16 protein-coding genes are annotated in these 16,213 nt (G+C 67.9%); 6 read left to right on the top strand and 10 right to left on the bottom strand.

Translation table 11 applies throughout. The features are described from left to right. Nucleotides 1-22 precede the first annotated feature (22 nt). Nucleotides 23-427, top strand: coding sequence for a VOC family protein (locus DI276_RS03505; RefSeq protein ID WP_112261829.1), 405 nt, complete (start codon nucleotides 23-25; stop codon nucleotides 425-427). On the opposite strand, the gene DI276_RS03500 is transcribed toward DI276_RS03505, so the two are convergent. From DI276_RS03500 to DI276_RS03490, 3 genes are all read right to left on the bottom strand, one after another. Then, entirely contained in the window at nucleotides 424-837 is a 414-nt protein-coding gene (locus DI276_RS03500; RefSeq protein WP_112261828.1) for a hypothetical protein, read from the bottom strand. The genes DI276_RS03505 and DI276_RS03500 overlap by 4 nt on opposite strands. Nucleotides 838-901: 64 nt before the next feature. After that, nucleotides 902-2,275 carry a mycothione reductase gene (locus DI276_RS03495; protein ID WP_112261827.1) on the bottom strand — a complete coding sequence of 458 codons (1,374 nt, stop codon included), beginning with the start codon at nucleotides 2,273-2,275 and terminating at the stop codon, nucleotides 902-904. A 169-nt stretch (nucleotides 2,276-2,444) separates the two neighbouring features. Then, entirely contained in the window at nucleotides 2,445-3,416 is a 972-nt protein-coding gene (locus DI276_RS03490) for a GlxA family transcriptional regulator (protein ID WP_112261826.1), read from the bottom strand. Nucleotides 3,417-3,487: 71 nt separating this feature from the next. On the opposite strand from DI276_RS03490, the gene DI276_RS03485 reads away from it, so the two are divergent. Further along, nucleotides 3,488-4,390, top strand: coding sequence for a DMT family transporter (locus tag DI276_RS03485; RefSeq protein WP_112261825.1), 903 nt, complete (start codon nucleotides 3,488-3,490; stop codon nucleotides 4,388-4,390). Here the strand turns inward: DI276_RS03485 and DI276_RS03480 are convergent. Next, nucleotides 4,368-4,895 (bottom strand): YbhB/YbcL family Raf kinase inhibitor-like protein, encoded by a 528-nt coding sequence (locus DI276_RS03480; protein ID WP_112261824.1) that lies wholly within the window; start codon nucleotides 4,893-4,895, stop codon nucleotides 4,368-4,370. The two genes, DI276_RS03485 and DI276_RS03480, sit on opposite strands and share 23 nt — an antisense overlap. A 235-nt stretch (nucleotides 4,896-5,130) precedes the next feature. Between DI276_RS03480 and DI276_RS03475 the strand changes: the two genes are divergently transcribed. The 3 genes from DI276_RS03475 (at nucleotide 5,131) to DI276_RS03465 (ending at nucleotide 6,806) form a co-directional block, all read left to right on the top strand. Then, on the top strand, nucleotides 5,131-5,754 hold the full coding sequence (locus tag DI276_RS03475) for a polysaccharide deacetylase family protein (RefSeq protein ID WP_232836427.1): 624 nt from the start codon (nucleotides 5,131-5,133) through the stop codon (nucleotides 5,752-5,754). 26 nt (nucleotides 5,755-5,780) lie between these two features. Then, nucleotides 5,781-6,269, top strand: coding sequence for an AMIN-like domain-containing (lipo)protein (locus DI276_RS03470; protein ID WP_157984495.1), 489 nt, complete (start codon nucleotides 5,781-5,783; stop codon nucleotides 6,267-6,269). Between the two features lie 63 nt (nucleotides 6,270-6,332). Further along, complete coding sequence (locus tag DI276_RS03465) at nucleotides 6,333-6,806, top strand: AMIN-like domain-containing (lipo)protein (RefSeq protein ID WP_157984494.1); 474 nt, start codon at nucleotides 6,333-6,335, stop codon at nucleotides 6,804-6,806. Nucleotides 6,807-6,864: 58 nt separating this feature from the next. Here the strand turns inward: DI276_RS03465 and lon are convergent, their stop codons facing one another. Continuing rightward, nucleotides 6,865-9,213 (bottom strand): endopeptidase La, encoded by a 2,349-nt coding sequence (gene lon, locus DI276_RS03460; RefSeq protein WP_112261820.1) that lies wholly within the window; start codon nucleotides 9,211-9,213, stop codon nucleotides 6,865-6,867. A gap of 107 nt (nucleotides 9,214-9,320) precedes the next feature. On the opposite strand from lon, the gene DI276_RS03455 reads away from it, so the two are divergent. After that, the gene (locus DI276_RS03455) at nucleotides 9,321-10,154 is read left to right on the top strand and encodes an SAM-dependent methyltransferase (RefSeq protein ID WP_232836426.1); all 834 of its coding nucleotides are present in this window, start codon (nucleotides 9,321-9,323) and stop codon (nucleotides 10,152-10,154) included. On the opposite strand, the gene srmL is transcribed toward DI276_RS03455, so the two are convergent. The 5 genes from srmL to DI276_RS03430 all read right to left on the bottom strand — a co-directional run bounded on the left by srmL (nucleotide 10,127) and on the right by DI276_RS03430 (nucleotide 16,213). After that, nucleotides 10,127-11,155, bottom strand: coding sequence for a PheS-related mystery ligase SrmL (srmL, locus tag DI276_RS03450; protein ID WP_112261819.1), 1,029 nt, complete (start codon nucleotides 11,153-11,155; stop codon nucleotides 10,127-10,129). The two genes, DI276_RS03455 and srmL, sit on opposite strands and share 28 nt — an antisense overlap. Before the next feature lie 126 nt (nucleotides 11,156-11,281). Further along, a complete protein-coding gene (locus DI276_RS52920; RefSeq protein ID WP_112261818.1) occupies nucleotides 11,282-13,162 on the bottom strand; it encodes a patatin-like phospholipase family protein in 1,881 nt (626 codons plus the stop codon). 74 nt (nucleotides 13,163-13,236) lie between these two features. Then, nucleotides 13,237-13,680 carry a hypothetical protein gene (locus DI276_RS03440; protein ID WP_112261817.1) on the bottom strand — a complete coding sequence of 148 codons (444 nt, stop codon included), beginning with the start codon at nucleotides 13,678-13,680 and terminating at the stop codon, nucleotides 13,237-13,239. After that, nucleotides 13,677-14,333, bottom strand: coding sequence for a CatB-related O-acetyltransferase (locus DI276_RS51825; protein WP_112262181.1), 657 nt, complete (start codon nucleotides 14,331-14,333; stop codon nucleotides 13,677-13,679). The genes DI276_RS03440 and DI276_RS51825 overlap by 4 nt, the downstream gene beginning before the upstream one ends. A gap of 5 nt (nucleotides 14,334-14,338) precedes the next feature. Then, entirely contained in the window at nucleotides 14,339-16,213 is a 1,875-nt protein-coding gene (locus tag DI276_RS03430) for an ABC transporter ATP-binding protein (RefSeq protein ID WP_112261816.1), read from the bottom strand.

Here is a 16,213-nt window from a genome sequence, read left to right as displayed (position 1 = left end):
CGCTGGTCCTAGCGTTATCGGCATGGACATCAACATTCACGCCACGTTCCTCCCGCACACCGACCCCGACGCCTCGCTGGCGTTCTACCGCGACCTGCTCGGCTGGGAGGTCCGCGGCGACGTCGGCAAGGGCACGATGCGCTGGATCACCGTCGCACCCGTGGGGTCCAGCTCGAGTGTCGTGCTGGAGCCGCCCGCGATGGCCGAGGGCCTCACGGACACGCAGAAGACCGCCATCGCCGAGATGATCGAGGGCGGCTCGTACGGGTACATCCAGCTGTCCACGCCTGATCTCGACGGCGTGTTCGACAAGCTGCAGGCGGGCGGCGGCGACGTCGTGCAGGAACCGACCGATCAGCCGTGGGGTGCGCGTGACTGCGTGTTCCGCGACCCGTCCGGCAACAACGTCCGCTTCATCCAGAGCTAGTTGGACGCAAAACCGCGGTGCAGCACCGTGAGCTGATCGGCGAGGTAGCGGGCCCATGCCTTCGCCCGGTCCCAGTCCGGTGCCGCACCGCCGAAGCTCACCGGCCCGATGGCGCCCAGCTTCCGCACCATGCGGGTGACGTCGTTCGGCACGGGTGGTATGCCGCGGTGGTACAGCCACATGGGCGTGTGTTTGAGGGAAACCTTGTGCCGTCGGACGAACCGGTGCGCGTCACGCGCTGCGGCGTCGCCCATGATCACGGCACCGAACCCGTGCAGGGTGTCGGCGGCGGCTACCGAGAGCACGGTGACTCTCAGCCCGCAGCCGGCCAGCTCGGTGCCGATGATCTGGGCGATCTCGTCGGTGGCGGCGATTTTCGAGGTGTACGCGACGAGGACTCTGTCAGCCATCGCTGCATCGTGGTCGTAACACGCGGGCGGCGGCAGCGGCAGAAGTCCCTGTCACGCAAGGCATTCAGTCCAATGGCAGGTTGAGAAGGGCGTTTTCGACCAGTTCCGGCATCGCGGGATGGATCCAGTACTGCCCATGCGCCATGGACTTCGCGTCCAGCCCGAAGCTCATCGCCTGGATGAGCGGCTGGATCACCGTCGACGCCTGCGGCCCGATGATGTGCGCGCCGAGCAGCTGGCCGGTGGCGGGGTCGGCGATCAGCTTCGCGAAGCCGGTCGTGTCCTCCATCGCCCAGCCGTAGGCGATGGAGGCGTAGGCCTGGCTCGCGGTGACGTACCGGATTCCCTTCGCCTTGGCCTGTTCCTCGGTGAGGCCGACGCTCGCGATCTGCGGGCTGGAGAACACCGCGGCCGGCACGAACCGGTGGTCGCTCGCCATCGGCGAGTCCGGGTTCAGCAGGTTGTGCTGCACCACGCGCGCCTCGTGGTTCGCGACGTGCTTGAGCTGGTAGTCGGAGCTGATGTCGCCCAACGCCAGGATGTGCGGCTCGCTGGTGCGCTGGAACTCGTCGACCTTGACGCGACCGTCGTCGTGCAGCTCGACGCCGGCCTTGCCCAGGTCGAGCAGGTCGGTGTTCGGCTGCCGGCCGACCGCGACGAGAAGCTGTTCCGCTTCAACGGTTTCCGCGCCGTCCGGGCCCTCCATGTGCAGGCGGACACCGGCAGAGGTCTTCTCCGCGCGGATCGTCTTGCGCTGCAGGCGCACGTCCCACTTCTGCTTCGCGACCTCGGTGAACCGCTCGGCGATCTCCAGGTCCTCGTGCCGCAGCAGGAGGTTCGAGCGCGCGATCATCGTGACCTTGACGCCGAAACTGCTGAACACGTGCGCGAACTCGGACGCGATGAAGCCGCTGCCGATGATGATCAGGCTCTCCGGCAGCTCGTCGAGGCGCATGATCGAGTCGCTGGTGTGGAAGCCGGTGGTCTCGATGTCGGCGATCTCGGGGACCGTCGGCCTGCTGCCCGCCGCCACCACGATCCGGTCGGCGGTGATGGTCTCGCCGGTCCCGGTGTCGATGGTGTGCGCGTCGAGGAACTTCGCGGTGCCCTCGTAGACGGTGACGTTCGCGTTCTCGTTGGCGCGCCAGTTGCGGCCGCCCGCGGAGATCGGGTCGATCCGGCCGAAGATGCGGTCGCGGATCTCAGGCCAGTGCACCGCGTCCAGGTGGGCGTCCACGCCGAGCTTCTTGGCGTTCGCAGGCGCCGCGGCCTGGTCGGCGGTGTGGACGAACATCTTGGTGGGGATGCAGCCCACGTTCAGGCAGGTGCCGCCGAAGGTCCCCTTCTCGAGGATCGCGATGTCCCAGCCCGCCATCGCCTCGTTCGGGATGGAGTTGCCGGAGCCGGTACCGATGATGACCAGGTCGAAGTGCCTCACGTGTCGATCCAACCACCTTGCGCGTGCGGGTGTTCCCGGATCAGGTGTTACGCAGGCCTTACCGCGGGCGTGCCGGTGGCGAACGTGCGGTGTTCCCGGACGAGGTGTTCCGCAGGCCTTGCGGCGGGCGTGCCGGTGGCGAACGCGGCGGTGTTCCCGGACGAGGTTGTCACGCGGGCCTCATGGCGGGCGCTGCGGTGGCGAACGTGCGGCGGTAGGCGTTGGGGGAGACCCCGACGTCCTTGTAGAAGTGGTGGCGCAGCAGGGCGGCCGTGCTGAATCCGACCTGCCGCGCGATCTCCTCGACGCCGAGCGAGGTCTCCTCCAGCAGCTTGCGGGCGTGCAGCACGCGTTGGGCGGTCAGCCAGCGGACCGGCGTGGTGCCGGTCTCGGCGACGAACCGCCTGGCGAAGGTGCGTTCGGAGAGCTGGGCGCGCCGGGCGAGGGCGGCGATCGTGTGCTCGGTGCCGATCGTCTCCAGCATCCAGTCGAGGACCGGCTGCAGGCTCATCGCCGCGTTCGTCGGCACCGGCATGTCGATGAACTGCCGTTGCCCGCCTTCGCGTTGGGGTGGCACGACCATCCGCCGGGCGATCGCGGTCGCCGGGCCGGTGCCGAGCTCGCGGCGCACCAGGTGCAGGCAGGCGTCGATGCCGGCGGCCGTGCCCGCGCTCGTCACGATGTTGCCGTCGTCGACGTACAGCACGTTGGGATCCACCTGCGCGTGCGGGAACCGTTCGGTGAACGCGGCGGCGTGGTGCCAGTGCACGGCGCACGGCCGCTCGTCGAGCAGTCCGGCCTCGCCGAGCAGGAACACGCCGCTGCACACCGAAAGCAGCGTCGAGCCGTTCGCGACCGCTTCCCTCAACGCCTGCAAAACCGCTGGTGGGTAGTGTTCGCGCAACCTCGCCGCCGGTACCGCGATGAGGTCGGCGCCGACCAGCGCGTCCAGCCCGAACTCGGGGATCAGCTGCACGCCGACGCTCGCGGCGACGGGTTCGCCCGGCCGTTCGCCGCACACCCGGAACTCGAACCGCGGCACGCCGTCCTCGGTGCGGTCGATGCCGAACACCTCGCACACGACGCCGAACTCGAACGGCGCCACCCCGTCGATCAGCACGACGGCCACGCTACGCAGCATGGCAGGATCTTAGCGAAGTGCGTCACTGCTGCCACTGTTGGCGGTATCTCGCCCATCGCTAACTTCGTGCCATGACAGCTGACCTGCAGAAAAAGGGCATCATCGAGCTGACGATCGCGATGGTGCTGTCCGGCACGATCGGCGTGTTCGTCTTCGAATCGGGCGCGCAGCCGTTCACCGTGGCGTTCTGGCGCTGCGTGTTCGGTGCGATCGCGCTCGGTCTGTACTGCTGGATCCGCGGCTTCTTCGGCCACACCGGCTTCACCCGCAAGACGTTCCTGCTCGCGCTCGCCGGCGGCGTCTTCCTCGTCTACAACTGGGCGTTCCTGTTCTCCGCCTACTCGAAGACGTCGATCTCTCTCGCGACCGTCGTCTACCACACGCAACCGTTCTACGTCGTGCTGCTGGGTGCGTTGGTGTTCAAGGAAAAGCTGTCCGCGGTCAAGCTCGGCTGGATCGCCGTCGCGTTCGTCGGCGTCGTGCTGGTCACCGACATCACCAGCGTGACCGTCAGCGGGAACTACCTGCTCGGCATCGGCGAAGCACTGCTGGCGGCGTTGCTCTACGCGTTCGCCACGATCATCGCCAAGCAGCTCAAGGGCATCCGCCCGCACCTGATCGCGCTGGTCCAGGTGGCTGCCGGCATCGTTCTGCTGCTGCCGTTCGTCGACTTCTCCGGCACCGCGTCGATCGGCACGGGCTGGGCGTGGCTGGTCGGTATCGGCGTGATCCACACCTGCGTCATGTACATCCTGCTGTACTCGAGCTACCAGCAGCTGCCGACGTCGCTGATCGCGGTGCTGTCGTTCATCTACCCGGCGGTCGCGATCGTCGTCGACATGACGGTGTACGGCACCAGGATCCACCCGCTGCAGATCGTGGGCATCGTGCTGATCTGCGGCGCCAGCCTGGCCAACTCGCTGGGCACGGCCCAGCGAGCCGGCCGGGCGGTCAGTGCTGGTAGGTCGGCGTGATGATCGCCCGCGCCAGCGTGTGGAACGCGAGGTTGAAGCTCACGTACGCAGGAGAGGCATCGCTGTCCACGTCGAGCTTGTCGACGTCGACCGCGTGCACCACGAAGTAGTAGCGGTGCGGGTGGTCGCCCTTGGGCGGAGCCGCCCCACCGAAGTTCTTGGTGCTGAGGTCGGACCGGACGTGGAAGGCGTCACCCGGAAGTGTGGCGTCGGAGGCACCCGCGCCGGTGTCCAATGAAGTGGTGGTGACGGGGATGTTCACGGCCACCCAGTGCCAGAAACCGGAGGGGGTGGGGGCGTCGGGGTCGAAGCAGGTGACCACGAAACTGCGGGTCTCGGCGGGGAAACCGGACCACGAGAGCTGGGGCGAGGTGTTGCCGCCCTCCAAGAGCTGGGCTTCGGCGAGCTGCTCGCCGTCGCGCACGTCCGACGAGGTGACGTCGAACGTGCCGACCTGCGGGAGCAACTCGTAGGGGTCGGGAGCGACTGGGCGCTCGAGGCTCATCAGATCTCCTCCTCGTTGTGATCAGTTCGAGCCTATCCCCGTGCAACCATGAGGCTCTGCGCGGCGTCTTCCGCGTGGAGGGGGAAATTCGATGTCCAGGTTGCGGCTTTTCGCTGCGTTTGTGCTGGTTGCAGCGCTGGTCTCCTGCGGGGAGACGCCAGAGACGCAGCCCAGTGGTCCCGTTCTCACGACGTCGTCGCCGGCGCCGACGACCACGTCTGAGAAGCCGAAGCGGATGTTCGAACCGCCGTACACCTACGGCACGGTGCAGGCCCACGCGCCTGCGATCGTCGACGGTATGGTGCCGGTCGTCACTCGCATCCCGACGGACAAGCCGTACGTGTTCATCACGATCGACGACGGCGCGGTGCAGCATCCCAAGGCCCGCGAGCTGATGATCAACGCCGGCGTGTGGCCGTCGCTGTTCCTCAACACGAAGTACGCCCAGGGGCACAAGGACTACTTCAAGGAACTGCCGGCCACGATCCACAGCCACACGTCCAACCACCCGAACCTGCAGGGCAAGTCGTTCGAGTTCCAGCGGGAGGAGATCTGCGGCAACGCGGACTTCCTCGCCACCGAGTACGGCAAGCGCCCGACGCTGTTCCGGCCGCCGTTCGGCAACTACGACGCGAACACCCGCAAGGCCGCGGCGAGCTGCGGGTTCAAGGCGCTGGTCAACTGGAAGGCCGCGGTCAACGACGGGCGCGTCCAGTTCCAGCAGGGCGACAAGCTCAACCCGGGTGACATCGTGCTGATGCACTTCCGGACAACTTTCGTCGAGGACTTCACCGCGTTCTTGAACCGTGCCAAGCAAGATGGACTCACTCCAGTGCCACTGGAGGACTTCCTGGGGTAAGTCAGATCGTGAAGAGGGGGATCTTCATGAAGCGCATTTTTGCTGTGCTCATCGCCGTGGTCATGGCGGTGATGGTCGTGCCGAGCGCATCGGCGGCCGACTACGCGCAGCTGACCAACGTCCGGACGGGGCACCACTCGACGTTCGACCGCGTGGTGTTCGACCTGACCGGCGGCCAGCCGCAGGACAGCGTCAGCTCCATCCCGGAGCCGGTGGGCTGCGGGTCCGGAAAGCCGATCTCGGCGAAGGGCGTCGAGTTCCTCGAGGTGCGGCTGCAGCCGGCCGACGGGCACTCGTACACCGGGTCGCGCAACATCACGACGGGCTACGCCACCGCGCAGAGCGTCGTGTTCACCTGCGACTTCGAGGCCGACCTGTCGATCGCGATCGGTGTCGGCCACCGGAACCCGACCTACCGGGCCTACTTCCTGACCAACCCGCTGCGGTACGTGATCGACATCGACCACGCGGGCTCCGGCGCGGTGGGGACCAACAACTTCCACGACTACAACTAACGCAACTGTGACGCGGGTCACGCGTCTGTACTTTCATCGAGCAGCCCTGAGAGGGGGCCAATGATGAAGTACAGACGCCTGGCCGCGGTGTTGGTGGCAGTGCTCACGGTCTTCACGTTCATGCCGATGGCGTCGGCGCAGAGCACGCCGACGCTGTCGAACATCCGCACCGGCCAGCACGCCGGGTTCAGCCGGGTCGTGCTGGACATGTCCGGTCTGCCCACCGAGCACCGGGTCCGCGAGGTCACCAGTGTGGCCGACTGCGGGTCCGGCAACCCGATCTCGATGCCGGGCAGCACGGAGATCCTGCACGTCGTCCTGATCGGCGCCGCCGCACACGACGACAACGGGAACCCGACCTACACCGGGTCGCGCAACTTCGCGACGCCCGGCCTCACCAACGTCAACAGGGTCGCTCTCACCTGCGACTTCGAAGCCACGCTGGGCATCGCCGTCGGCTACGGCAACCCGAACTCGTGGCACCGTGTCTTCACGCTGACGAACCCGAACCGGGTTGTCATCGACGTCGGTCTGTAGCAACAGAAAAAGCCTTGTGGGGACAGCAGTCGCCGCTGCTGCCCCCACAAGGGGTCCGTTACGCCGCAACCGTTGCGACGTTCTCCTTCGACAGCGCGTGCTCCAGCACCTCGGCCACGTCCGAGACGAAGTGCACGGTCAGCTGGTCTCGCACCGACTCCGGCACGTCGTCCAGGTCCGGCTCGTTGCGCTGCGGCAGCAGCACCGTCGTGATGCCCGCGCGGTGGGCGGCGAGCAGCTTCTGCTTCACGCCACCGATCGGCAACACCCGGCCGGTCAACGAAATCTCACCGGTCATCGCCACGTCCGACCGCACCGGGCGGCCCGACAGCAGCGACGCCAGCGCCGTCGTCATCGTGACGCCCGCGGACGGACCGTCCTTCGGCACCGCACCCGCCGGGACGTGGATGTGCACTCCCCGGCCGTCCAGCGCCGCGGCCTTGTCGTCGTGCGAACGCAGGTACGACAACGCGATCTGCGCCGATTCCTTCATCACGTCGCCCAGCTGGCCCGTCAACGTGACCCCGGAGGCACCGGTGTCCTTGGGAGCCAACGAAGCCTCGATGAACAGCACGTCGCCACCGACACCCGTGACGGCCAGACCCGTTGCCACGCCGGGAACCGAGGTGCGCTCCGCCGACTCGGGCGTGTTCTTCGGGCTGCCCAGGTACGACTTCAGCGACGGCTGGTCGACCACGACAGGCAGTTCCGAGTCACCCAGGGCGACCTTCGCGGTCACCTTGCGCAAGATGCGTGAGATGGCCCGTTCCAGTTGCCGCACACCGGCTTCGCGCGTGTACTCGCTCGCCAGCTGGTGCAGCGCGGGCTTCTCGAACGTGACGTCCTCAGGAGTGAGGCCTGCGCGGTCGAGCTGGCGCGGCAGCAGGTGGTCGCTGGCGATCGTGACCTTCTCGTCCTCGGTGTAGCCGTCGAGCTGCACCAGTTCCATGCGGTCGAGCAACGGCGCCGGGATCGACTCCAGCACGTTCGCGGTCGCGAGGAACACCACGTCCGACAGGTCGAGCTCGACCTCCAGGTAGTGGTCGCGGAACGTGTGGTTCTGCGCCGGGTCCAGCACCTCCAGCAACGCCGCCGTGGGGTCGCCGCGGTAGTCGGAGCCGACCTTGTCGATCTCGTCGAGCAGCACGACCGGGTTCATCGAACCGGCCTCGCTGATCGCGCGGACGATCCGGCCCGGCAGCGCACCGACGTACGTGCGGCGGTGACCGCGGATCTCGGCCTCGTCGCGCACACCACCCAGAGCGACACGCACGAACTTGCGGCCCATCGCGCGCGCCACGGACTCACCGAGCGAGGTCTTGCCAACGCCGGGAGGGCCCGTCAGTGCGAGCACGGCGCCGGAACGACGTCCGCCGACGACGCCCATGCCGCGGTCGGCACGGCGCTTGCGCACGGCCAGGTACTCGGTGATGCGCTGCTTCACGTCGTCCAGGCCGGCGTGGTCAGCGTCGAGGATCTCGCGGGCGGCCTTGATGTCGTAGGAGTCCTCGGTCCGCTCGTTCCACGGCATCTCGAGAACGGTGTCGAGCCACGTCCGGATCCAGCCCACCTCTGGTGACTGCTCGGAGGTGCGCTCCAGCTTGTCGACCTCGGTCAGCGCGGCCTTGAGGACCTTCTCCGGCAGATCAGCCGCCTCGACGCGCGCCCGGTAGTCCTCCTGCTCGGTGGCGGGCTTGCCGTCGAGCTCGGCCAGTTCCTTGCGGATCGCGGCCATCTGCTGGCGCAGCAGGAACTCCCGCTGCTGCTTCTCGACGCCTTCCTTGACGTCCTTGGCGATCGTCTCGTTGACGTCGAGCTCGGTCAGGTGCGCCTGGCCCCACTCGACCAGCTTCTCCAGCCGCGTGGTGACGTCAGAGGTCTCCAGCAGCCAGATCTTCTGCTGGTCGTCGAGGTACGACGCGTAGCCCGCGAGGTCGGCCAGCGCCGACGGGTCGCTGATCTGCTGCACCGAGTCGACCATCTGCCACGCACCGCGCGTCTGCAGGATGTTCGTGACGAGCGCGCGGTACTGCTTCGCGAGCTCACGCGTCCGGTCGGTGATCGGGGACTCGTCCGCGATCGTCGCGTTCACCCACAGGGCCGCGCCCGGTCCCGTGGTGCCCGTGCCTATGCGCACGCGCTTGGTGCCACGTACGACGGCAGCGCGCTCGCCGCCCGGCAGGCGACCTACCTGCTCGATTTCGGCCAGTGTGCCCACCGCCGCGTACTTGCCGTCCAGACGTGGGACTAGCAGCACTTGATGATTCGCTGCGGTCGTGGCTGCGTCGACGGCCGCGCGGGCCTCGGCGCTGGCGTCCGCACCGGAGATGCGGATCGGCACCACCATGCCGGGGAGCACCACAACGTCGTCCAGCGGCAGCACCGGCAGGGCCAACGTCTCGCCCATCACATCACCCTCCAAAGTTGAGTCTGTACCGCTCAACCAACTTCAGCGTGGTGGTGTTCCCCCGTGGTGTTCGCTGTCAGCGAGCAGCAGCGCAACGGGTGATGCCGGTGGACACCCGTGCGGCGACGGGCGAGGATGCGCGCGTGATGGAAGAGCTGAAGTGGGTCCCGTCCACGGTCGACGTCACACGCCCGAGCGTGGCGCGGATGTACGACTACTACCTCGGCGGTTCGCACAACTTCGAAGCCGACCGCGCCGCCGCCAAGCAGGTGGAGCAGATCTACCCCAGCGTCGCGCAGGGTGCGCAGGCGAACCGCTCGTTCCTGCGCAGGGCCGTCCGCCACCTCGTCGCGGAGGGCGTCGACCAGTTCCTCGACCTGGGGTCCGGCATTCCCACCGTGGGCAACGTCCACGAGATCGCCCAGCACGACAACCCGAACGCCCGCGTGGTCTACGTCGACTTCGAACCGGTCGCGGTGTCGCACAGCAACGCGCTGCTGGCCGACAACCCCAACGCCACGGCGGTCCTCGCCGACCTGCGCAGCCCCGCCGCGGTCCTGGCCGGTGCCCGCGAGGTGCTCGACTTCGACCGCCCGGTCGCCGTCCTGATCGTCGCCGCACTGCACTTCGTGCCCGACTCCGACGACCCGTACGGTTCGGTCGCCGAGTACCTGGCGGCCTTCCCGTCCGGCTCGTACCTGGTGATCACGCACGGCACCCAGGACGGCATCACGGCCGAGGAGAAGGCCATGGCGGACCGGATCATGCAGGTCTACCGGAACGCCGACAACCAGCTCACCATGCGCTCCCACGCCGAGGTGACCAGGTTCTTCGACGGGATGGAGATCCTGGAGCCGGGCGTGGTCCTGGTGAACGACTGGCGGCCCGACGCCTACGAGGACCCCACGGGCGTCTACGGCGCCGTGGCCCGCAAGCCCTGAAGCAGCCGGTCCCTGATCTCGTTCGTCTCGCGGTCGGTGAGGGTGCGTTCCGGCGCCCTCATCGTCACGCGGATGAGCACGTTCTTCTGACCAGGCTTGGCTTCCAGTCGTTGCTGGACGTGCGGCGGTAGTTGCTCGGCCGGTGTCTCGCTGAGGATCGTGATCTCCTCGATCACGTCTTCCGGTGTGAGCGCGCGGATCTGGTCGCCCAGCGTCTCGATGTCCTCGTGGGCGGCAGCCATGATCGAGATGTCCCTGATCGCGGCCGGGTGCCTGGAGATCGCGCGATATTCGTCGAGATCCAGCATCTGCGTCGCGATCCGCGGGTCGCCGTTGCGCAACAGCCTGATGTCCGGGATTCCCTTGCGCAGCATCAGGATCCGGTCCAGACCCAGTCCCATCGCGAGGCCGTGCGGGTGGTCTTTCAGGACGTGGCGGGCGGCCAGTCCGCACTCGCCGATCTCCACCCACTCGCCGTCGTGCTCAACGTCGATCTGCTTGCCGTGCGTGGTGTACGGGTGCTGCGCGTCGATCGTGCGGTATCGCTTGCCGGGCAACAACGTCGTGACGACGGTGTCGATGAGACCGGTCAGTTCCTCCGGCTCGTTGGAGATCCGCCAGATGTCGAGCTGGTGCGGTGTGCCGGTGTGCAGCCGGTCGACCGTGTCGCGGCGGTACACGAGGCCGGGGCAGATCAGCGTCACGTCCGGGGTCGCCCGGCGCAGCGCCGGCGGGATCATCGCCGTGGTGTGGCTGCGCAACATGCACGTCTCGCTGACGTACCTGGTGTAGCGGGCATCGCGGGTGATCGCGTCCGGCGGATAGCCGAGGTGCTCGTAGTTGTGCTCCACCGGCACGAGCGGGTGGTGACGGACTTCCTGCGGGTGGTCGAGCGCCGCCTCGAGGTCGGCGATCAGCAGTTGCATCGCGTGCGGGCCCTGCGCGGGGTCGGTGAGGTCGCGGATGTTCAGGGCGTGCACGAGTTCATCGGTGCGGTACATGGGGTTTCCCGTCTCTGGTCTGGGTGTCTGCGGAGTCCCCCGACCGACGGGAAGGTTTCAGGCGCGCGCCACCCACGCAGGTCGGGGGTGGCTAAATCGACGCGTCACGAACTCAGGCTAGCTCGCCTACTCGGGCGGTGTCAGCCGCAAATCCGGGTCCACCGGTGGCACGCCGTCGAACGGCCCGTCGTCCTTGAGCTGACCGACGTGGTCCAGCGCGACCTCGATCTCCGCCCGGTACGGGTCGCCGTCGGCCGGGGGAGTGCGGAACCACTCGTGCAGCGCCTCGGGGATCTGGAACCGTTCGAGCAGCTCGGCGTACATCGCGTCGCGGTCTTCGGCCTGCACGCCGAGCTCCTGGTACTCGCGCACCGCCATCCGCAGCCGGATCCACCGGTACCGGTCGGTGTTCTGCTGCTGCTCGAACCGTTCGCGCAGCAGATCGCCGGCTTTCTGGCCGCGCAACGCGAGTTTCTTGATCGTGGCCGGCGGCATGAACAGGTTCGTGCCGCCCTCGTCGTCGGCCTGCCGCACGTGCGCGATCCGGCCGCGATAGCCGGGCAGCGCGGACTGCATGGTGTCCCGCCAGTCCAGGAAGGTGTCCAGGATGGACACCAGGAACTTCGGCATCGACGTCAGCGGCGCGTAGTGCGTGCCGTCGGTGGACGCGTCCTGCTCCGGCAGCCACACCTCGGTCGTGTCGCCGTTCGGGTACGGCTGCAGGCTCAGGCCGAACGTGGGCCAGCGCGGCAGCAGCGAGTCGAAGAAGTGGATCGGGAAGTTGCTGGTGATGCCACCGTCGGAGAACCAGTGCACACGCCCGTCGCGGCACAGCGGCACGGCGGCGATCAGGCCGGGGAACGACAGCGACATCCGTACGGCCAGCACCACCGGCAGGTCGTCGCGGCCAGGCAGGTCCCGCAGCGGCATGTGTTCGTGCTGCGGGCATTTCGCCCCGGTCAGCGGCCCGTTCATCTGCTCGACCACCCGGCGCGGCAGCACGTACCCGAGGCACTCCTCGCAGTACTGCCAGTTCTCCTTGAACGGCAACCGGTACGGCCGTCCCTGGGACAGGTCGGTGGTCATCAGCACGAGGTTGATGTCGCCGAGATCGCCGAACGTCACCGCGTCCTCGGTCCCGGCGAGGTCGTCCAGCTGGTCGGCGATCCAGTCGGCCAGCGGCGGTACCCCGGTCGACTTCGGCACGCCCGCCAACCGGTCGAGCAACGAGGGCGTGAAGTCACCGGTACCCGGCACGAGTCCGAAGTGGATGGACCGCGCGTTGTTCTTCATGTACCGCTGCATGGCGTACCCGTACGTGACGATCAACGCGCTGACCGCCGCGAGCGTCAGGACCAGCCACACCAGCAACACCACCGCCGCGGTCGCGTAATGCCGCGAGAACGCCAGTCCGAGCACGAGCGGCACTGCCACGAACACCCAGGCGGGCCACGGCAAACTGCCCCGCAACGGCCACAGCGCCAGCACCACGCACGCCAGCGCGAGGATCACCACCAACGCGGCGAGCCACCCCGGATACGACTTCGGCGCGAGCCAGGCCGACCACAACACCGGCCCGCCCAGCCACAGCAACGCCATCAGCCCGAGCACGGCCTTCGCGCGCATCCCCACCGCGCCCAGCAACGCGAAGAACAGGCACGAGATCGCACTGCGCCCCGTCGTCTCGCGCTTCTGCATGGTCGCCACGACGATCCGGTACAGCGCCCGCGTCTTCTCGGTGGGCTGGAACAACTGCGCCATCCGCCAGCGGTCCGCACCGGACCCGGACGTGAACCAGTCGATCAGCTTGACCAGCTTCTCGAAACCACCACCAGCACGACCGCGTTCGGCAGCCGCCGTGAAACCCGCGGCGATCGCCCCCGCGGACGCGCCACCGATCTGCTTGAACTCGTAGTGGCGCGCCAGCGATGCGACAGCCAGCGGATAGACGACACCGCTGGTGGTGCCGCCGCGCATCGTCAGGTCGCAGTAGCGGTCGTACTCCATGTGCTCATGGTCGCGCGATCAACACGGTTCGTGGCGAAAGTTCACTCGGACGCCATCGAACCGATCTCCACTGGTCACCAGTCCCACGGTGGTTCTGGTGCGGTGCCGCCCTGTGCGCGGAAGTTCTCGGCGAAAGCGTCCAGCGCCTTGGTGATGTCCCCGTACCGCGCGACGTCATCGCGCCGGATGCTGCCGCAGTTCAGGTCGAAGACGACCGTGTGGTCCGAGCCGTCCGGGTACTCGAACCGCATCCGGTACCCCGGCCGCATCGCCGCGAAGCAGCCATCACCGCGCTTCGTGCTCGACAACGAGTTCAGCTCGCTGACGACCTCGGAAACGTCCTTGTCGATGACGGAGTTGACCGGCCAGTTGCGCCTGAAGGACCCGTCGACGGTCAGCTGCGCCCGCACCGCGCCGTCTGGCACGACAGGTTCGACCAGCTTGTCGCGCAGGATGAACGGCAACGACGCGGCGGCCAGCAAGGCCACCGCGCCCACCGCGAACCAGCGTCGTCTCACGCCACCCCCGCAACCTCCGCCAGCTCGGCCGGCGTCCCCGTCATGATCACCCGGACGTGCTCGGTGACCTTCTCCACCGGCCAGTCCCACCACGCGATCCGTTCCAGCACCTCGATTTCGGCGTCGCTGTACCGCTGCTTGAGCAACCGGGCCGGGTTGCCGCCGACCACGCCGTAGGCCGGCACGTCCGCGACGACGACCGACCCGGACGCGATGATCGCCCCGTTCCCGATCCGCACCCCCGGCATGATCAACGCTTGGTACCCGATCCACACGTCGTTGCCCACCACCGTGTCCCCACGAGACGGTGCCCCCAACGCGATGTCCAGCGTCCGCTCGCCCCAGAGTCCACCGAAGATCGTGAACGGAAACGTGGACACCCCGTCCGTCCGGTGGTTGCCACCGGACATGATGAACCGGACCCCGGAAGCCAGTGCGCAGTACCGCCCGATGACCAGCTTTTCCTGCCCGAAGTTGTAGAGCACGTTGCGTTGCTCGAACTGCAAAGCATGCTCTGGGTCGTCGTAGTAGGTGTACTCGCCGATCTCGATCTGCGGGTTCTTCACCAACGGCTTGAGCAGCACCGTGCGGGCGATGTCCGGCAACGGGTAGAGGTTGTCCGGGGACGGGTAGAGGTTGTCCGGGGACGGGATGACGCTCACGGCGCTCCGATCGGTTCCTCGCTGAACTGCGTGCGGTACAACTTGGCGTAGTGGCCTTCCAGGGCCAGCAACGACTCATGCGTACCACGTTCGACGATCTGCCCGCGGTCCACGACGAGGATCTGGTCCGCCGCCCGGATCGTCGACAGCCGGTGCGCGATCACCAGCGACGTGCGTCCGGCCAGTGCCTCGACCAGCGCTTCCTGCACCGCCGCCTCGGACCGCGAGTCCAGGTGCGCAGTCGCCTCGTCCAGGATCACCACGCGAGGCTTGGCCAGCAGCAGTCGTGCGATCGTCAGCCGTTGCCGCTCGCCGCCGGACAACCGGTAGCCGCGTTCACCCACCACGGTGTCCAGCTGGTCCGGCAACGACTCCACCAGGTCCGCCAGCCGGGCCCGCCGAAGCGCGTCCCACAGCTCCTCATCCGTTGCGGCAGGCGCGGCCAGCCGCAGGTTCGCCCCGATCGACTCGTGGAACAGGTGGCCGTCCTGCGTCACCATGCCCACGGTCTCGCGGATCGAGTCGAACGACAGCTCGCGAACGTCCACACCGGACAGTCGCACCGACCCGGAGTCCGCGTCGTACAACCGGGGCACCAAAGACGCGATCGTCGACTTGCCCGCACCGGACGCGCCGACCAACGCGATCATCGAACCCGGTGCCGCCTCGAAGGACACTCCGCCGAGGATCACCTCGCCGCCACGGGTGTCGAGCGACGCGACCTCCTCCAGCGAGGCCAGCGACACCTTGTCCGCAGACGGGTAGGCGAACTTCACGTCCGAGAACTCCACCGCGACCGGCCCGTCGGGGACAGCGACCGGAGAGTCCTTTTCCTTGATCAGCGGCGGCAGGTCCAGCACCTCGAAGACCCGCTCGAACGACACCAGCGCGGTCATCACGTCCACCCGTGCGCCGGCCAACGCGGTCAACGGCGCGTACAGCCGGGTCAGCAGCAGCGCGAGCGTCACGATCGTGCCCGGCGCCATCTGCCCGGCGAAGGCGAAGTACCCGCCCAGCCCGTAAACCAGCGCCAACGCCAACGACGACACCAGCGTCAGGGCCACCAGAAACAGCCACTGCGCCACCGCGGTCCGCACACCGATGTCGCGCACCCGCCGCGCCCGCGCACCGAACTCCGCGCTCTCCAGTGCGGGCCGGCCGAACAGCTTGATCAGCGTCGCGCCCGGCGCGGAGAACCGCTCGGTCATCTGGGTCGTCATGGCCGAGTCGAGGTTCGCCGCCTCGCGGTGCATGGACGCCAACCGCTTGCCCATCCGCCGCGCCGGGATCAGGAAGATCGGCAGCAGGGCCATCGCGAGCACCGTGACCTGCCACGACAGCGTCAGCATCACGGCCAGGGTCAGCACCAGCGCGATCACGTTCGTGACCACGCCGGAGATCGTCTCGGAGAACGCCCGCTGCGCCGCGATCACGTCGTTGTTGAGGCGCGACACCAGCGCGCCGGTGCGCGTGCGGGTGAAGAACGCGATCGGCATTCGTTGCACGTGGTCGAAGACGGCCTGCCGCAACCGCAGGATCAGGTCCTCGCCCACCCGCGACGACTGCCAGCGCTCGGCGAGCGAGAAGCCGGCCTCCAGCACCGCCACGCCCGCGATCGCGAGCGCCAGCCACACGACCAGCCCCAGGTCGCGCCCGCCAATGATGGTGTCGACCACCCGCCCGGCCAGCACCGGCGAGGCGACGGCCAGCACGGCGGCGACCGAACTGGTGGCCAGCAGCGCGTACACGGCCTTGCGCTGCGGGCGGGCGAACCGGGCGACACGCTTCAACGTCGCCCGGCTGACGCGCCGGCTTTTCTCGTCCTGCATCGCGCTTTCGAGCGCGTACCAGGCGTTGAAGTCGATGTTCAT

Source organism: Lentzea terrae, from assembly GCF_003265345.1.
In the GTDB taxonomy this organism is placed as follows: Bacteria; Actinomycetota; Actinomycetes; order Mycobacteriales; family Pseudonocardiaceae; genus Lentzea; species Lentzea terrae.
Note: the sequence above shows the minus strand (reverse complement) of the source record. Positions and strands in the feature narration are given on the sequence as shown.